The 17,509-nt window shown below is 37.4% G+C and carries 14 protein-coding genes and 2 riboswitches; of the genes, 12 read left to right on the forward strand and 2 right to left on the reverse strand.

The window, feature by feature from the left end; genetic code table 11:
* The first annotated feature begins 81 nt into the window (after nucleotides 1–81).
* Nucleotides 82–447, forward strand: coding sequence for a PH domain-containing protein (locus tag V7097_RS05555; protein WP_335702612.1), 366 nt, complete (start codon nucleotides 82–84; stop codon nucleotides 445–447).
* A 253-nt stretch (nucleotides 448–700) separates the two neighbouring features.
* Here the strand turns inward: V7097_RS05555 and V7097_RS05560 are convergent, their stop codons facing one another.
* Nucleotides 701–1,840: an ROK family transcriptional regulator gene (locus V7097_RS05560; RefSeq protein ID WP_335702721.1), complete on the reverse strand. Its 1,140-nt coding sequence runs from the start codon at nucleotides 1,838–1,840 to the stop codon at nucleotides 701–703.
* Nucleotides 1,841–2,117: 277 nt separating this feature from the next.
* Here V7097_RS05560 and xylA point away from each other — a divergent pair, with 277 nt between their 5' ends.
* From xylA to coaA, 5 genes are all read left to right on the forward strand, one after another.
* Entirely contained in the window at nucleotides 2,118–3,434 is a 1,317-nt protein-coding gene (gene xylA / locus V7097_RS05565) for a xylose isomerase (protein ID WP_335702613.1), read from the forward strand.
* A gap of 61 nt (nucleotides 3,435–3,495) precedes the next feature.
* On the forward strand, nucleotides 3,496–4,995 hold the full coding sequence (gene xylB, locus V7097_RS05570) for a xylulokinase (RefSeq protein WP_335702614.1): 1,500 nt from the start codon (nucleotides 3,496–3,498) through the stop codon (nucleotides 4,993–4,995).
* 102 nt (nucleotides 4,996–5,097) lie between these two features.
* Nucleotides 5,098–5,204, forward strand: a riboswitch (SAM riboswitch).
* A 279-nt stretch (nucleotides 5,205–5,483) separates the two neighbouring features.
* A riboswitch (SAM riboswitch) is annotated at nucleotides 5,484–5,596 on the forward strand.
* A 97-nt stretch (nucleotides 5,597–5,693) separates the two neighbouring features.
* Nucleotides 5,694–7,493 carry a PLP-dependent aspartate aminotransferase family protein gene (locus V7097_RS05575; RefSeq protein WP_335702615.1) on the forward strand — a complete coding sequence of 600 codons (1,800 nt, stop codon included), beginning with the start codon at nucleotides 5,694–5,696 and terminating at the stop codon, nucleotides 7,491–7,493.
* A 210-nt stretch (nucleotides 7,494–7,703) separates the two neighbouring features.
* On the forward strand, nucleotides 7,704–7,856 hold the full coding sequence (locus V7097_RS05580; protein ID WP_335702616.1) for an AMP-binding protein: 153 nt from the start codon (nucleotides 7,704–7,706) through the stop codon (nucleotides 7,854–7,856).
* Nucleotides 7,857–8,151: 295 nt separating this feature from the next.
* A complete protein-coding gene (gene coaA / locus V7097_RS05585; protein WP_335702617.1) occupies nucleotides 8,152–9,075 on the forward strand; it encodes a type I pantothenate kinase in 924 nt (307 codons plus the stop codon).
* A 218-nt stretch (nucleotides 9,076–9,293) separates the two neighbouring features.
* Here the strand turns inward: coaA and V7097_RS05590 are convergent, their stop codons facing one another.
* Entirely contained in the window at nucleotides 9,294–10,484 is a 1,191-nt protein-coding gene (locus V7097_RS05590) for a DUF418 domain-containing protein (protein ID WP_335702618.1), read from the reverse strand.
* A gap of 151 nt (nucleotides 10,485–10,635) precedes the next feature.
* Here V7097_RS05590 and V7097_RS05595 point away from each other — a divergent pair, with 151 nt between their 5' ends.
* The 6 genes from V7097_RS05595 to V7097_RS05620 all read left to right on the forward strand — a co-directional run bounded on the left by V7097_RS05595 (nucleotide 10,636) and on the right by V7097_RS05620 (nucleotide 17,504).
* Nucleotides 10,636–11,352, forward strand: coding sequence for a response regulator transcription factor (locus V7097_RS05595; protein ID WP_335702619.1), 717 nt, complete (start codon nucleotides 10,636–10,638; stop codon nucleotides 11,350–11,352).
* A complete protein-coding gene (locus V7097_RS05600; RefSeq protein WP_335702620.1) occupies nucleotides 11,349–13,091 on the forward strand; it encodes a sensor histidine kinase in 1,743 nt (580 codons plus the stop codon). The genes V7097_RS05595 and V7097_RS05600 overlap by 4 nt, the downstream gene beginning before the upstream one ends.
* Before the next feature lie 135 nt (nucleotides 13,092–13,226).
* The gene (gene nagZ / locus V7097_RS05605) at nucleotides 13,227–14,927 is read left to right on the forward strand and encodes a beta-N-acetylhexosaminidase (RefSeq protein ID WP_335702621.1); all 1,701 of its coding nucleotides are present in this window, start codon (nucleotides 13,227–13,229) and stop codon (nucleotides 14,925–14,927) included.
* A 281-nt stretch (nucleotides 14,928–15,208) separates the two neighbouring features.
* Entirely contained in the window at nucleotides 15,209–15,784 is a 576-nt protein-coding gene (locus V7097_RS05610; protein ID WP_335702622.1) for a hypothetical protein, read from the forward strand.
* A 46-nt stretch (nucleotides 15,785–15,830) separates the two neighbouring features.
* Entirely contained in the window at nucleotides 15,831–17,096 is a 1,266-nt protein-coding gene (locus tag V7097_RS05615) for a hypothetical protein (RefSeq protein ID WP_335702623.1), read from the forward strand.
* 153 nt (nucleotides 17,097–17,249) lie between these two features.
* Complete coding sequence (locus V7097_RS05620) at nucleotides 17,250–17,504, forward strand: hypothetical protein (RefSeq protein ID WP_335702624.1); 255 nt, start codon at nucleotides 17,250–17,252, stop codon at nucleotides 17,502–17,504.
* Nucleotides 17,505–17,509 lie beyond the last annotated feature (5 nt).

The following is a 17,509-nucleotide window of genomic DNA, read 5'->3' on the forward strand; positions in this document are numbered from 1 at the left end:
GAAAACAAAGAAGGTATCTAAAACTTTATTATGAATATAGTAGTGAGGATAATTTTCAAAAAAATTTAGGAGGTTTGTAAAATGGCTTCACAAGGTGTTTTAGAATGGACGCTTATATCTGAATGTCCTATTCCAAATGATGTGCATGATTTATTGGTGTCAGGAGAGGAGGCAATTGCCGCTTATAAGACGTTCCGCGATAGTGCAATCTTTACTAATAAAAGATTAATTGTACGCGATGCGCAAGGCTTAACAGGTAAAAAAGTAGAAATATATTCATTGCCTTATTCTTCGATTAACATGTGGTCAACGGAGAATGCTGGGGGCTTCCTGGATGTTAGTGCTGAAGTCGAATTATGGACGAGAGCAGGTCATATTAAAGTTCATTTGAAAAAAGGCGTAGATATTCGTAAGTTTGACAAGTTGATTGCAAATGCAATCTTGTAATGTAAAAAAATATAATTCTAATTTGATATGAGGTAAGGCGTTTCCTGATTATTTTGGGAATCGTTTTACCTTTCTCTATTAGGGATAATAAATCTCTTTTTGCCCACTTTGATTTACAACTATATCAACACTTTTTTATTCAAGTTCAGTAGGGGAGTTCCATTTAAAAAAGGAGTGCTTTATTAATTTTAATCCAAGTAAAATCTTTACCCCTGCTTTTAATTGAAAGCAGGGGGAGTTGGGACAATGTACCTCAGTCCCTCTTGATAAAGTTATCAACCACAAAAGAGGATACGCCTAGGGAGGTTGAGTATTTTCCAAGCTTAGAGAAGTCGAGTTTGAGGTCGTTTTGGTGGAATGCGAGTGTATGTTTTTCAATCGTGTTCCGGATTGGTGCCTCAAGCCATTCTTTTGCCAGTGCAAGTCGGTTCCCGATGATGACTTGTCCTGGATTGAATGTATTAATGATATTGTTGATACCAAATCCTAGATAGCCACCAATCTCTTCTAACAGCTTTTTTGCTTTTTCATCTCGATTTTCCGCTAATTGGATTAGCTCATCCAATGAATCAATGCTAGTGTCAGCCTTTTCGAGTAAAGCTTGTTCTGATGCATATGCTTCCCAGCAACCGCGACTTCCACAGTTACAGCGTTTTCCGTTCATCTCAATAATCATATGGCCCATCTCACCGGAAAAACCATTTTTCCCTTTATAAAGCTCTTTTTTGACGATGATACCAACACCGATTCCAATCCCAGCACTTACATAAAGGATGTTTTCTTGATCCTGCCCCGCACCAAATTGCTGTTCACCTACTGCTCCTGCATTTGCTTCGTTTTCAATGATAATAGGAATCTCATACAGATTTTCGAGCTCTTCTTTAAATTGAATATTGCTCCAGCCAAGATTTGGCGCTAGAAGAATGTCACCCTCATTGTTCACGATTCCCGGTACACCTACTCCGATGCCGACAATTCCATATCTACTTTTTGGCATTTCATCCATTAACGACTGGATCATATCTTGGACCATACTCATGATTGTCGCATAGGTGGTGCGCGTTACGGTTTGATTTTTTTCAATCAGAATATTTCCTTTTAAATCGGTGAGGATAGATAACACATAGTTCACACCAATATCAATTCCAATCGCATACCCAGCATCCTTATTAAAATGAAGAATCACAGGGCGCCTCCCACCGCTTGAAACCCCTGGACCCGATTCGAAAATCAAATCTTCTTCTATTAATTCAGATACTAAAGTAGAAACTGTTGTTTTATTTAAGCCTGAAACTTGAGCGATGTCAGCGCGTGAAATCGGCTCTTGTTCCATGATTAATTGCAAAACGAGTGCTTTATTATTCTTTTTCACAACCTGTTGATTCCATGTCATCTTCCCCACTGTAAAAACTCCTTTTTGGTAGTGTATTTATTTTATCACGAAACTTAATCTGATGGATATACGAACTGAGTACTTGATGAGATTAAGATGAAGTGAATGTATTATCATTTTGATGATACATAAGTAATAAAAACACTGAAACTTAGTTTATCGGATAGACAAACAAAATAGTCGGTGCTATAATTTGAGTATAAAAATTTTATAGATTATAAGCGTTATATATATTATTTTGTAAGCATTTACAATACATGCTAGGAGGAATAACCCAATGACATATTTCGAATCGGTTAACAAAATTCAATATGAAGGATCAAAATCAACAAATCCATTCGCATTTAAATATTACAATCCAGAAGAAAAAATCAATGGCAAGACAATGGAGGAGCTTCTTCGCTTCTCAGTTGCATACTGGCACACATTTACTGCGAATGGGTCTGATCCATTTGGAGTTGGCACTGCAATCCGTCCTTGGGATCACCTTAAAGGATTAGATTTAGCAAAAGCACGTGTTGAAGCATCATTTGAGCTTTTTGAAAAATTAGATGTTCCATTCTTTGCGTTCCATGATGTGGATATCTCACCAGAGGGAAGCACATTGAAGGAAACAAACGAGAATCTTGATGTCATCGTAGCAATGATTAAAGATTACATGAAAACAAGCAAAGTTAAATTACTTTGGAACACAGCGAATATGTTTACCAATCCACGCTATACACATGGTGCTGCCACTTCTCCAAATGCAGATGTCTTTGCTTATTCAGCAGCAAAAGTGAAAAAGGGTTTAGAAGTAGCGAAAGAGCTTGGGGCCGCAAACTATGTATTCTGGGGTGGACGTGAGGGCTACGAAACTCTTCTTAATACAGATATGAAACTAGAAATGGACAACTTAGCTCGTTTCTTCCACATGGCAGTTGAGTATGCGAAGGAGATTGGATTAAATGTTCCTTTCTTAATCGAGCCAAAACCAAAAGAACCATCTAAACACCAATATGATTTTGATGTAGCAACAGGTCTAGCATTCTTACAAAAATATGATCTAACAGACTACTTCAAGTTTAATATTGAAGCAAACCACGCAACACTTGCTGGTCATACATTCGAGCATGAATTAAGAACAGCTCGTATTAATGGTATGCTTGGTTCAGTTGATGCAAACCAAGGCGATACATTACTTGGCTGGGATACCGATGAATTCCCAACAGACCTATACACCAACACATTAGCCATGTATGAAATTTTGAAAAATGGTGGACTTGGTAAGGGCGGTCTAAACTTTGATGCGAAGGTAAGAAGAGGTTCATTCGATACAGATGATCTCTTCCACGCACATATTGCAGGTATGGATGCATTTGCAATCGGCTTAAAAGTAGCAAACAAATTAATTGAGGATAAAGTTCTTGATAGCTTTATTGAAGAGCGCTACAGTAGCTATACAAAGGGGATCGGATTAGACATCGTTGAAGGAAGAACAAATTTCCGTGAGCTTGAAGCATATGCGCTTCAATTAACAGAAATAAATAATACATCGGGTAGAACCGAACGCTTAAAAGCATTAATTAATCAATTTCTATTAGAAACACTTTAATTCATTGAATGTGCTGGAAGTACACTGTTCCAGCACATTTTCATAGAAAAGGATGATACGGATGAAATATGTAATCGGTGTGGACCTTGGGACAAGTGCAGTTAAGATTTTACTTGTCAATCAAAATGGAGAAGTGGTCAGTGAGGTATCGAAATCATATCCTCTCATTATTGGAAAATCAGGCTATAGTGAACAAATTCCAGAAGAATGGGTTGAAAAGACAACTGCTGGTCTTAAAGAACTTGTTGAGCAATTTGATGGCGACGTCAATGATATTGAAGGAATAAGCTTTTCCGGACAAATGCATGGACTTGTTCTACTTGATAATGAAAACCAAGTATTGCGGAACGCGATTTTATGGAATGATACAAGAACTACAAAGCAGTGTGAGGAAATCTATGAGGCTTTCGGAAAGGAACGTCTTTTAGAAGTCACAAAGAACCCAGCATTAGAAGGTTTTACTTTGCCGAAAATTCTTTGGGTAAAAGAAAATGAGCCGCAGGTTTTCGAACGCTCTAACGTATTCTTGCTTCCTAAGGATTATTTACGCTACCGTATTACAGGTGGTGTACATATGGAGTATTCTGATGCAGCGGGGACATTGATGCTAAATGTGTCAAAACGTGAATGGAGCAAGGAAGTGTTAGAGACTTTTGGTCTCGAACCGAAATTCTGTCCACCATTAGTCGAATCCCATGCTTTTATTGGTATGGTTACCTCTGAATTTGCGGAAGTGACTGGTCTTTCTAGGGAAACTAAGGTTTTTGCTGGAGGAGCTGATAATGCTTGTGGTGCAATCGGTTCAGGCATTTTATCAGAAGGGAAAACCCTTTGTAGCATCGGAACTTCAGGTGTTGTTTTGTCTTATGAAGAGCGCAATGACCTTGATTTCGAAGGCAAGGTTCACTACTTCAATCATGGTGAGGAAAATACATATTATACGATGGGCGTGACTCTTGCGGCAGGCTTTAGCTTAAGTTGGTTCAAGGATACTTTTGCAAAGGACGAAGCTTTTGATCATTTTTTAGAAGGTGTCGATGAAGTGCCAGCTGGTAGCAATGGTCTATTATTTACTCCTTACATCGTTGGGGAGCGGACCCCTCATGCAGATTCAAACATTCGAGGCAGTTTTATTGGTATTGATGCATCCCATGAACGAAAGCATTTTGCACGTGCAGTTCTTGAAGGTATTACATTTTCGTTAAACGAGTCCATTGAGATTTTTAGAAACAGTGGAAAAACAATTGATACCATTATTTCAATTGGTGGCGGTGCGAAAAACGAAACTTGGCTACAAATGCAGGCTGATATTTTTAATGCGAAAATAGAAAAATTAACTTCTGAACAAGGTCCTGGAATGGGGGCGGCAATGCTTGCTGCATATGGATCTGGCTGGTTTACCTCATTAAAAGAGTGTGCCGGTGCATTCCTCGAAACCTCCAAAACATATGAACCAATTCCAGAAAATGTGGAGGCATATCAGAAGCTATTTGCAATCTATCAACAGGTTTATACACAAACAAAGACACTAAATGAAAGATTGAAAGAGTTTAGGAAGTAAAAACGTAACCCTAGTTAGATTATTTAAAACTTTATAAAAATCCATTGACTAAATCATCTAAAATGTTTAACATTTCTAATATATAGTCAAATAATGCAATTCTTCTTATCAAGAGAGGTGGAGGGGCTGACCCTGTGAAACCTCGGCAACCAGCATTTGAATGCACGGTGCCAAGTTCAGAGGAAGTATTTCTATTCCGAAGATGAGAAGGCGGTCGTATGATGAATGTGTATATTCTTGCACCCCTTCTGTATTCTTACAGAAGGGGTTTGTTATTTTTACCAAAATCTGCGCTTATCAATAAATTGCGAAAGAAAATTGGGTGGATAGGATGCCACATTTCCTTGTTGTAACAAGAAATAGGGTGGCGTCAATTTTATAAAAAAATAAATTTTTCAAAAAATACATTGACTGAAAAAACAAACTATTCTATAATACTTTATAAAGTTGAAGAATTAACGTATTAGTGCGTCAATTTAATAAAAGATTTCTTATCCAGAGAGACTGAGGGAACAGGCCCGAAGAAGTCCGGCAACCTTCAAGTGAAAGCTTGAAAAGGTGCTAATTCCTGCAGATGCGCTCAGCATCTGAAAGATAAGATGAGGCCCCCTCTTCTTATGTTGAGGGGGCTTTTTATTTACATAAAGTAAGTACTTATCTAGCAAATTTGTAAAAATATAAATTTGGAGGTCAAAATAATGACAAAACAATATGAAACGTATGATGATGAGACGATACTTTTACATGGAGGTCAATCACCAGATCCGACAACTGGTTCACGAGCAGTACCAATTTATCAAACAAGTTCATTCGTATTTCATAATACTGACCATGCTCAAAGTCTTTTTAGTCTTGATGAGTCAGGGAATATTTATTCTCGTATTGGTAACCCAACTGTTGATGTGCTTGAGAAACGAATTGCGTTATTGGAGGATGGTGTCGCAGCTGTAGCAACATCTTCGGGAATGGCCGCGATTGCTCTCTCCATCATGAACGTTGCGGAAGCAGGAGATGAAATTGTAGCAGCTTCAAATTTATATGGCGGAACTTACAATCTTTTCGCTGTTACACTACCGAAATATGGAATTAAGACTCATTTCGTTGATCCAACAGATCCTGAGAATTTTAGAAAAGCTATTACGCCGAAAACAAAGGCTGTATTTGCTGAAACCATTGGAAACCCAAGCTTGCATGTATTAGATATTGAAGCAGTATCAGCAATTGCACATGAAAATGGAGTACCGCTCATTATTGATAACACATTTGCATCACCATATCTATGTAAACCAATCCAATGGGGAGCGGATATTGTGATTCACTCCGCAACAAAGTGGATTGGCGGACATGGGACAACGATTGGTGGAGTTGTAGTTGACGGTGGACGTTTTAATTGGAACAGTGAGAAGTTTCCAGGTTTTACTGAGCCAGATTCAAGCTATAACGGAATTCGATATGCGAATGAATTCGGGACTTTAGCATTTAGTACAAAGCTTAGAGTTCAGCTTTTAAGAGACTTTGGTTCATCTTTAAGTCCACATAGTGCATTCCTATTGATACAGGGTCTTGAAACATTACACCTGCGTATCGAAAAGCATAATGAAAATGCATTACGTGTTGCAAATTTCCTAAAAGAACATCCTTCGGTCGAATGGGTATCCTACCCTGGTCTTGAAGAACATCCAGCCCATGAGCTAGCAACCAAATATTTACGAGATGGTTTTGGTTCTATCGTAAACTTTGGTATTAAGGGTGGTAGGGATATTGGTAAAAAGGTTATTGATAATATTGCATTATGGTCACATGTGGCAAATGTTGGTGATGCGAAATCACTTATTATCCACCCTGCATCAACAACCCACCAGCAGTTAAGTGCGGAAGAGTTAGTAAAAACAGGAGTTAGTGAAGAGTTAATCCGACTATCGGTTGGAATTGAATCATACCGTGATTTAGTAAATGATTTGGATCAGGCATTTTATGAAGCGACAGGAATTTCATCAAAAGGTGAACAAAAAGGCGATACAGCGGTTAACGATGAGGGAGTAATACGCTGGGCACTTCAATCTACATTTATTCGCGAAGAGGTTGAAGGAAAGGAAGTTCAGCGCGCCAAAACAATTGCTGTCGTTGGTCTAAGTGGAAATCCAGCCCGCCCAAGTTACAGACTTGCACGGAAAATGCAGCGTCTTGGTTATAAAATTATACCTGTTAATCCAAGAGAAACAGAAGTACTTGGAGAGCAGGCATATCCAGATCTAACTTCTATTCCGTTTAAGGTTGATATCGTTCAAGTATTCAGAAGTCCTGAAGCGGCGATTGGCGTAGCGGCAGAAGCAGCAAAAATACAGCCAAAAGTTTTCTGGCTCCAAGAAGGTGTTATTTCCCCTCGAGCAGTTGAGGTTGCTAAAGAAGCAGGCCTTGAGGTTGTTCAAAACAGATGTACCTATAAGGAAGCACAGCGTATCAGAGGTTCAATTGTGACTTATGCATGCGAAATTTAACTTTTATTATTGAGAATTCCCCTACCACTAGAGGTAGGGGATGATTGTAAATGAATCTATTAAATTATGAACTAAGGGATGAGTGTAGCGAGAAGAAGGCTACAGCTTACTAGAATCCAAGGTTCTATGGGAGCCAAGTGAAACTTGGATCTCACAGTAAAATTTGATGAAGTTTTCCCAAAAGGTCGGTTTTCCGCTCCTACCTTATGAATGCTTTCATCGCTGGTCGATTGGCAGGAATTATGTCAAAATGGAAGCTCTCATCTGGAGTTTACTCGAGTCCCTTTCAATCATCCTCTTTTCATCCTTTATACGTCGGGGACTACTGGCTTACCAAAGGCGGTTTTAATAGAAGTAGACTAAAAATATTTATTTAAAATAAATCGACATAATGACAAATAAAGCATAACACTCAATGTGTAATGAGTGAGTTTAAGTAATTTTCAAAGTGTAGGCGTCTGTCCTCTAAAGGGCAGATGCCTATTTTTTACATACAATTTCTCCTAGAAGTGTTATAATTGAATAACTATTTTGACATGTTTTTAAACAAAGAGGTGCATTGGGGGATTGTCATAGATTAAAGTCAATTACATCCATTCTATTCAAACTAGCTGCAATTTGATAAAATGGACAAGAATCTAAATTTGAGGTAAATGTTATGAATCCGTTAACAAACTATATTGAATTTAATAGAGACAAGTGGGCGGAACTGCGCAATAAGACTCCGTTGTTGCTGACTGCCGAAGAGCTTGAGAGCATTAAAGGTATAAACGAAGAAATTTCACTTCGAGAAGTAGAAGAAATCTATCTACCATTGACTCGTTTAATTAATTTAAAAGTGGAAGCCTCGCAACAGCTACAAGGAGTAACCAACTCCTTTTTGGACTATAAAGCTAAAAAAGTTCCATATATTATTGGGATTGCGGGAAGTGTTGCAGTAGGTAAGAGTACCGCAGCGAGAGTACTTCAAACCCTATTATCGCGGTGGGATAACCATAAAAAAGTAGGATTAGTTACAACCGATGGATTCTTATATCCGAATGCAACTTTAGAAAGCAAGGGGCTTATGAGCCGAAAAGGGTTTCCTGAAAGCTATGATACTCAAAAGTTAATTCAGTTTATGATGAAAGTGAAATCTGGCAAACCGAGAGTGGACGCACCACTGTACTCCCATTTAACATATGATGTGCTGAATGATAAAGTTGAGGTTATTGATCGACCAGATATATTAATCGTAGAAGGGATTAATGTTCTACAAGTCAGCAAATCCCATTCTGTGTTTGTTAGTGATTTTTTTGATTTCTCCATTTATATTGATGCGGATGTACGGAATATCAAAAAATGGTACATTGAACGATTTTTGACGCTGCAAAAAACAGCATTTCAGAATCCAATGTCATACTTTCACCGTTACACGACTTTATCAAAGGAAGAGGCTATTCAAACAGCGACCAATATCTGGGAAGAAATCAACGCGAAAAATTTACGGGAAAACATCCTACCAACACGCCGGAGAGCACAAATTGTATTAAAAAAGGGCGAAGACCACTTAATGGAGAAGGTCTTTTTGAAGAAGTTTTAACAAGACTAAGCTTCCAACAATAAAGTTTACCCATGTCAAGTCGCCGCAGTCCTAAGACGTGCGGCGTTTTTCAATATACGGCTAATAATTTGTAAATACGGCTATTACTGAAATTATATGGTCAATAAATCAATAAAACGGCTAATAAAATATATTTATGGCTAATAGAAAAAGAAAGGGGTAGTAAGTCCCCATTTCCCTCTCACCTCTGCTTCAGATTAATGCAGGGCTTTTTCCTGTAATGGTATATTTGTAGTTTTGGATTTTGGAATTCCCCGCCAAGTCATATAGGTACCGATTCTCATAATTTTCTCAAAAGGTCCTATTCTCCAGATCTTAAGATAATAATGGCTAAGTATAATCTGCACTAAGTAAATTAAGATGCCTAACAAAATTCCATTTAGAACACCAATCTTCCCGAATAAACCGAGACCATATTCATAAAAGATAAGGGTACAAATGATACTATGGAATAGATAATTCGTCATGGAGAGACGCCCTACATTTTCAAACAAAGATTGAATTACCGATTCACCTTTTGTGTGAAAATAAGCAAATAAGAAGATGTAACCGACTGAAAGTATAGGACCACCTATCATATAAATCGATTCCGTCCATATTTGTTTCGGAAACAGATAAAGTAATGATTTCAACGCTAATCCGGTTGGTAGAAATAGCCACGCAAACCAAATATATCTCTTTTTTTCTTCCTCAGGGTTAGAGAACCATCCGCTTCTTGAAGCATACATTCCAAATAAAAACATTGGACACGTCAAAAGTGGCATAAGTAATAACATGATAAGGTATACATAACCAGGAAAACCATATGGATCTTCTCCGCTATTCCGAAACTCATAGGCTTCCCAATAATCTCCGTTAGAATAGGTATCGTATTCCATTTGAATATAGGAATCTAAATTCTTGGGTTGTTCCCATTCCTCATTAGCACCGGCTATACCCAACAAGGTGGTTAAGGAAAACAACGTAACGGCCCAAATAAGTATCGTTTTTTTCTTTCGCTTAACAAAAACAATCATGAGTAATCCGATTAATCCATAAGTAAATAATATATCTCCTTCCCAAACAAAGATAGAATGAAGCAAGCCAAACGTCATCAACAGAATGAACCGACGTAGTAGGTGTCGTTTAATCTTTTTTCCGTTACTTTCAAGTTTTTCAGTTAGCTTAATCATTGAAAACCCAAATAAAAACATAAAGATTGGCATAAAGCTACTTTCCACAAAGATTTTTATCCACATATAGGCGGTTTCGTCAGTTGACAAAAGCCGATAGTTCTCTAATTGATCTTTTCCAAACATGCCAAATTGGAAAATTAGCATATTTGCAATTAAGATTCCAATTAGACTAAATCCTCTAAGACCATCAATCAACCTAACTCGTTTTTTCATTTTTTTCTCCCTTTCATTCTTGAACTACCTTCATGGTATAGGGAGGAGATTTCTATAAATTGAACATTACTTTACGAATGCATAAAATTTTCTTCGTTTTGTTCAACTGTTCGTAAACTTGCTCTGTTATGATAACTAGGAGGTGGGACCTATGAATGATATGACAAATATTTTAATAGTAGATGATGAGAAAGCGATTGTGAAAATGCTAGAGATGATGTTAAAAAAGGAAGGGTTCCAGAATATATTCATGGCACATACTGGTCAGGATGCCCTCTCCATTCTCCAAAAAAATCAGATTGATATTATTATTCTTGATGTGATGCTTCCGGATGGTAGTGGATTTGATTTTTGTCCGAAGATCCGTGAGATATCCTCAGCTTACATATTATTTCTAACTGCTAGAGTGTCAGATTTAGATGTGTTAACAGGATTTGCAACAGGCGGAGATGATTATGTGACAAAGCCGTTTAATCCGTTGGAGGTGGCAGCAAGAATTAAAGCATATCTAAGAAGAAGTTCTAAAACAACTCCAGCTGCTAACCCCGCCAAATCTAGGCAATACGATTTTGGGCGATTTTTATTAGATGAAGACGCTGGGGAATTAGTCGTAAACGGACATTCAGTACCATGTCCAACTCAGGTATATTTGCTATTACTTTATTTTTGCAAGCATCCGAATATCGTTCTTTCTAAATCAACATTGCTAGAAGCAGTTTGGGGCTTTGATAGTTATGTAGATGAGAATACGGTTTCTGTACATATTAGAAGAATTAGAGAAAGAATTGAAAAAGACCCAAGTAATCCACAGCATTTACTTACAGTAAGAGGGCTTGGCTATAAACTTGTAAAAGGAAATCAATCATGACAAAGCTTAGATGGCGTTTATTTCTGCATTTTTCATTACAGTTTATTTCAGTTGCTGCTCTAATGATTATTATTGTTTTATTAACACTTTTAATTGTTATCGGTTTTTATGCAGTGGATTCATCCAATTATAATTATTATCAGGCAAAATTAGAGTCGATTTCGGTAAACACCGGCATTTCCTTTTCAAAACTTGAGATGAACAAAGGCTGGGATAAAGATTTAGAAAAGGAACAAATTTGGGTGCAAATTATTGATCACGAGGGAAACGTAATTGATTCCGGAAATGTTCCAGATGAAATTCCAACCAAATATACGTACCACGATTTGAAGAATATAAAAGAAACAAAGCAATTACAAAATTTTTCACTTGCTTTTTACTTGGAAACATTTTATGAGACACCGTACTTATTTGTTTTAGGTTATCAAGATGCTGCAAACCTATTACTGAATGAAATTGTTAAAGAGTATGGGGCAAGTGGGGCAATTGGAGAAGCTGACCGACCAAAGTTTGAAAATTTCCTAGAAAAGCAAAATGGAACTCTAAAGATTTATCGTACTGATGAGACATTGCTACAAACAATAGGCACAAAAATCCCTGAAGAAGAGAAGCCACTGGATGTATTTGTAAGGGATGTTGCGCCTGATATTTTTTCAACAAAAAGAACGACATTAGAAGACCCAAGTACTGGAGTAGTATGGGAATTGCATACACCAAATGAAAATAAAAATGAAGTGAAACTAGAAACGTATCTTGATGTTGGGAGAGGATTTCTAATTACAGGAGCAATTATCCTCTTTATTACAATCGCAATTTCGATATGGAACGGATTTCGTTATGGAAACCCACTGTTTATTTTTGCTAACTGGCTTGGCAGGATGGGAAATGAAAACTATAGTGAAGTACTAACAGAGCGTGAAAGGAAAAAGGTGTACCGGAAGAATGGGAAAGTTCGTTTGCGATTTAAGCTTTATCAAGAGGTATTTGAGGCCTTTCATGAAATGGCAGGTAAACTCGATGCATCAAGAAAAGAACGCGAGCAATTAGAGCAAACTCGCTCCGAATGGATGACAGGAATTTCTCATGATTTACGCACACCATTGTCGACAATGCAGGGATATGGAACCTTATTAGAAAGTGGCCAATATGATTGGTCCAAGGATGAACTAGAAGAAATAGGGAAAACGATACGTGAAAAAAGTGATTATATGCTACATCTGATAGAGGATTTTTCATTAAGTTTTCAATTGAAAAATGGTGCGAATCAAATTCAGTTCGAGAGGGTTGCGTTTAATTCATTTATTGAGAGTATTTTAGAAAAGTTTCAAAGAGATCGTATTTTAAAAGACTATCCGATTTCCTTTGCTCCCTTACAAACTAATAGATTTATAAGTGTAAACAAACGGTTGTTTAAAAGGATGTTGGATAACCTTATCTATAATGCAATGAAGCACAATCCACCAGGAACAAGCATTGAAATCATTTTAGAGGAAAATAACGACGAAATCAAAATGGTGGTAAAGGATAAGGGGATCGGCATGGACGAGGCGACAATGAAGCATTTATTTGATAGGTATTATCGAGGAACCAACACAGATGAACATGTAGAAGGCACAGGACTAGGCATGAGCATCGCCATGCAAATTGCAAAACTACACGACGGGGATATAATGGTTGAATCTTTGAAAAACGTTGGAACAGAGGTTTCGGTGATTTTGCCGGAACACGGGGACAGGTAATATGATAGTGAGGCAAGGGCTGTAAACCCTTGCCTCACTTCGTTTTGTTGGGACACGGAACCCATTTCCCTGTGTAACGTTTTCTGCATTAGAGGAGTCTAATATTATAGAGGAAAAAATAGCAGGGAGGAGTCTATGTATAAAAAAGGATTGATTTGTTTACTCTCCATTGCTTTAGTGGTTGGTTTGCTTTATTTGTTTATTGTAAAAGGGCAGGATCGGCAAAGTGAACAGACTGCTCCAAGTGAGGAGTCAATTCAACCAGATGAAGGTGAAGAAATAGAGGAGGAGACACAAGAAGCTCCTGTAGAAGAAATGAATCCCATTGAGGTGGTTAAGGAAGTTTTTTCTCTAGCGAAAACTGGGAAGGTTCCGCATGTTACTTTTATAGCTGGACAGACGAATTTAAAGGAAGTACAGGAACAATGGGGTGATCCGCAAACAATTGATGAAACTTCGTTTGGAGATTTCGCGGATTATTCGGACCATGATGTGACAATTGGATTTAAGGATCAACATGCTTTCGATATTCGCTCATACGATTCAGGTTTAACACATATTCATTTTGAAGATATAAAAAGTTCAATGGGTGAACCGGATGAGGTCAAGTATTATCAGGATGAAAATGTGAACCAAATTATCTTAATATACCAAGTGAATTCTGCTTTTCAGTTGAAGTGGATTTTACCAAAGCAGACTGAGCAAGAACCTAACCCAACAGTTCATCATATTTCTGTCGTAACAGAAATTCAAAAACCAGTCGATGAGAACGAAGGATTAAGTTTAGATGGAAAAATTGGCCAAATGATTTTTGCGGGAATTTCCGGAACTAAAATGAATTCGAAGATGAACCAATTAATTACGAAATACCATGTCGGGGGTATCATTTTTAATGGTGACAATTTAGTAAGTCCAAAACAAACCGTAACCTATGTGAATAAAATCAAGCAAGCAAATCAAGGAAATATCCCTTTGTTTTTTGGTGTTGATCAGGAGGGTGGCCGAATCTCGAAGCTACCAGGAGGATTACTTGATTTTCCAACCAATTTAGAAATTGGAAAAATAAATGATCCGGCCCTATCAAATGATCTTGGCACAGTCCTTGGGAAAGAACTGCAGGCATTTGGCTTTAATGTGAATTTTGCCCCAGTACTTGATGTTAATAGTAACCCGGATAATCCGGTAATCGGGAACCGTTCTTTTAGCAGTGATCCAGAGACTGTAGGTAAGCTTGGGGTTCAAACAATGAAAGGGCTACAATCCCAGTCTATTATTTCCGCGGTCAAGCATTTTCCAGGACATGGGGATACACATGTCGATTCTCATCTGGAGTTGCCGAAGGTCGATAAAACACGTGAAGAGCTTGAGAACTTGGAATTCATTCCATTTCGACAGGCAGTCAATGAAGGTGCAGACATGGTGATGATTGGCCATATTTTAGTTCCGGCCCTTGATAAAACCTTTCCGTCATCCATGTCAAAAAAGATTATTACGGATATTCTTCGTAAGGAACTTGGTTTTAATGGTGTGGTTATCACCGATGACTTTTTCATGAAGGCAATCACCAATGATTATGATATTGGCAAGGCTGCAGTACAATCGATAAAAGCGGGTAGTGATATTGTCATGGTGGCACATGATTACGACAAAGTCGTTCATGTCCGAAACTCAATCAAAAAGGCAGTTGCAAACGGAGAAATTTCCGAGAAGAGAATTGACGAAAGTGTAGGTAGAATCCTTCAATTAAAAGAAAAATATAAGTTGAATAACTCACCAGTAAAGCCGGTAAATATTGATGTATTGAACCGAGAAATTGAACGAGTGCTTTCAAGGTAGTTGAGAAGGGTTAGTTCTATTCTAAATAGAGCTAACCCTATTTAAATAAAAAGGATAAACACAACTTATCAATATTTTAACTACCCTCAAGGTTATACCGTTTTTTTAGCTCCTTTGTGGTCTATTGGAAAAATACTAGAACATCGTTTACTGTACTTGATTTCGTCCAGTAAAAATAAGCCGTTGGAAAATTTATGAAACCGATTGATGTGTGATTCGTAGTAGTTAGAAAGGGTTTATAGCGTAATAAATAAAACATCGAGCAAAGACGGGGGATGCAAATGGGTTCAAAGGAAATTCATAAAATGCGAGTTAACCAAATTCTTTTGATAAATGGAACGATGCTAATAGTTCTCATACTCTTTTTTACGATTATAAATGTATTTACAATTAGATTTCCACACTTTTTCTTTGCGTTAGCAGTTTTCATTCTTATTCAGTCTATTTATGGTTTTGTAAAAGGAGATTCTACGAAATCATTCATTCCTATTCTTGAAAAAGTAGCAACCTATGAAAAACAAAAAATGGGTGACGAATGGTCGAAAATCCGTAAAGTTGGCAATGGGTGGAGTTTTGTACTGAGTATAGTCATGTTTTCCCAATTTTATATGAGTCTTAGTTTTGAAGATAATACGTTTCAATTCGATCCTGTCATTATGCTTATGATGACCTTAATGATTTTAGTTGGAACTAACATTGCAATGCTTGTTCATATACGAAAGGTCGACCGATCTACATCTGAATCAGATATGAAGGGCTATACTTGGAAATCGAACCTTTTAGGAGCTGTTTTTGGAGTCGTATTCGGTTTAGTGATATTTGTGTTGACCATATATTATGTAATTTCGAATGTTTAGTGGGAAAAGTGGATAGGTTCCTTGTACCAAAAACGGAGGGAAAATGATGGATGAAAGAATACAGGAATTAATTGAATTAACAAGAGAAAAATTTGGGTTATGGAACTATAACCTAAAAAGTCACAGTTTCAATCGCGATGTAAATATATTTAATGAAACGAATTATTCATTATCAATGGAATGGTTTCCAAACGATGTTATAGTTCCAGTTGATGAGGATGAAAATCCAGATGGAACAGCAGTAGTTGAAATAGACATACATAGCGGGAAGTTTCAGAGGGTTATATTCGTGATGGGTCAGACACCCGCAAAAAACGGGGTGACCTTTACTGGTAAAAATGACATCATTAAATGGATTGAGCAAGAAACGGGATTAATATATGAGCAACAATTCCAGCTTCGTAAGGATGAAGAGGGAGAGATGCATTTTAGTGAATGCATCGACGGTGTCGCCGTCTCACCATCTGGGTATATTGAGGTGAGATTTGATCAAGACGGTAGGCTCACTTTATTTTCTGTCCATGGTCTTTTTCCTACAAAAGAAATGGTCGAGGTGGAGCCATACACATTATCCCTTGATAAAGTAGAAAACTTAGCTAAGGAACAATTGAAGTTGCTGGAATTTCCTTTATTTGAACAAAAACGTTTAGTGGCGGCTTTTGCAGTGGAAGAGATATATGTTCGGAATGATCTGTCATCCACGATCCCTTTTGAGACTATCGTTGATGTAAGAGGTTATTTAAAAATGGATAAAGCTTTGCATTGGGACGAGCCACTTGATGCAACGTTTGAAAGAAAAGAGATAAATTGGCAGGAGCAGGTTACGACAGAACATGCCTTTTCAGGTGAAGCCTCTCCTGATTCACATCCAATCACTGAAGTTGAGCAAGAAAAATGTGCTATCGAGGTAAGGGATTTTTTAAGGAAGGAATATCCAAACGATTCTGGATTCTGGATTTTAAAATCACTCCATCGTGAAAAGGGATATATTCATGCCATACTAAGAGCGAGCAAGCAGGATAATCGAGTATTTCAGCGGAAAGTGAATGTTATGATTGATCCAAAGAGCTTTCATGCTGTAAATTATATGGACAACCATATGATGCTAAAGATGTTTGATGAATTCGAAGTACCTGGAGAAGTGGTAATCAATAGGGATGAAGCCTATGAAAAACTTAAAGATAAGTTCGGGCTAATACCTTATTATGTATATGACTTTGGCCAAAAACAGTATGTGCTTTGCGGAAAATTTGATTGCCAGTTTGGAGTAAACGCAACAACAGGGGAAATTGTTGGGTTGGATGAATTATAGAATTTTTAACAGGGCTATCCTATCTAGGATGCCCTATTTTTTGTAGTGATTTCGACATAACAATAATTATATAGCAATAAATAATAAATATTTATTGATAATCAATAAAATTCGTAGTAAACTAATGGTAAATTTAAATTAGGGAGCAACCAGATGATTAACAAGGTGTTACTAATTGCGCTTTTATTGCAAAATCTCTTTTTTCTGTTGTTTTTCAGTACGGCATTAGCGCGAATACCTGAGCCCACTCCTTCTATATTTAGTTTGGGAACGGCTGGATATGGATTAGTTGCAGCCTTTTATACGATTAAAAAGGGAAAGAATCTGATTCCTGCTGCGGTGGTACTGTTGATATCACTTATCGTAATATTTATGACCTTATTCGCAATAATGCTGGCACGTATGTAAGGGAA

The sequence above is a fragment of the Bacillus sp. JJ1562 genome (assembly GCF_036962705.1).
Taxonomy (GTDB): Bacteria; Bacillota; Bacilli; order Bacillales; family Bacillaceae_L; genus Ferdinandcohnia.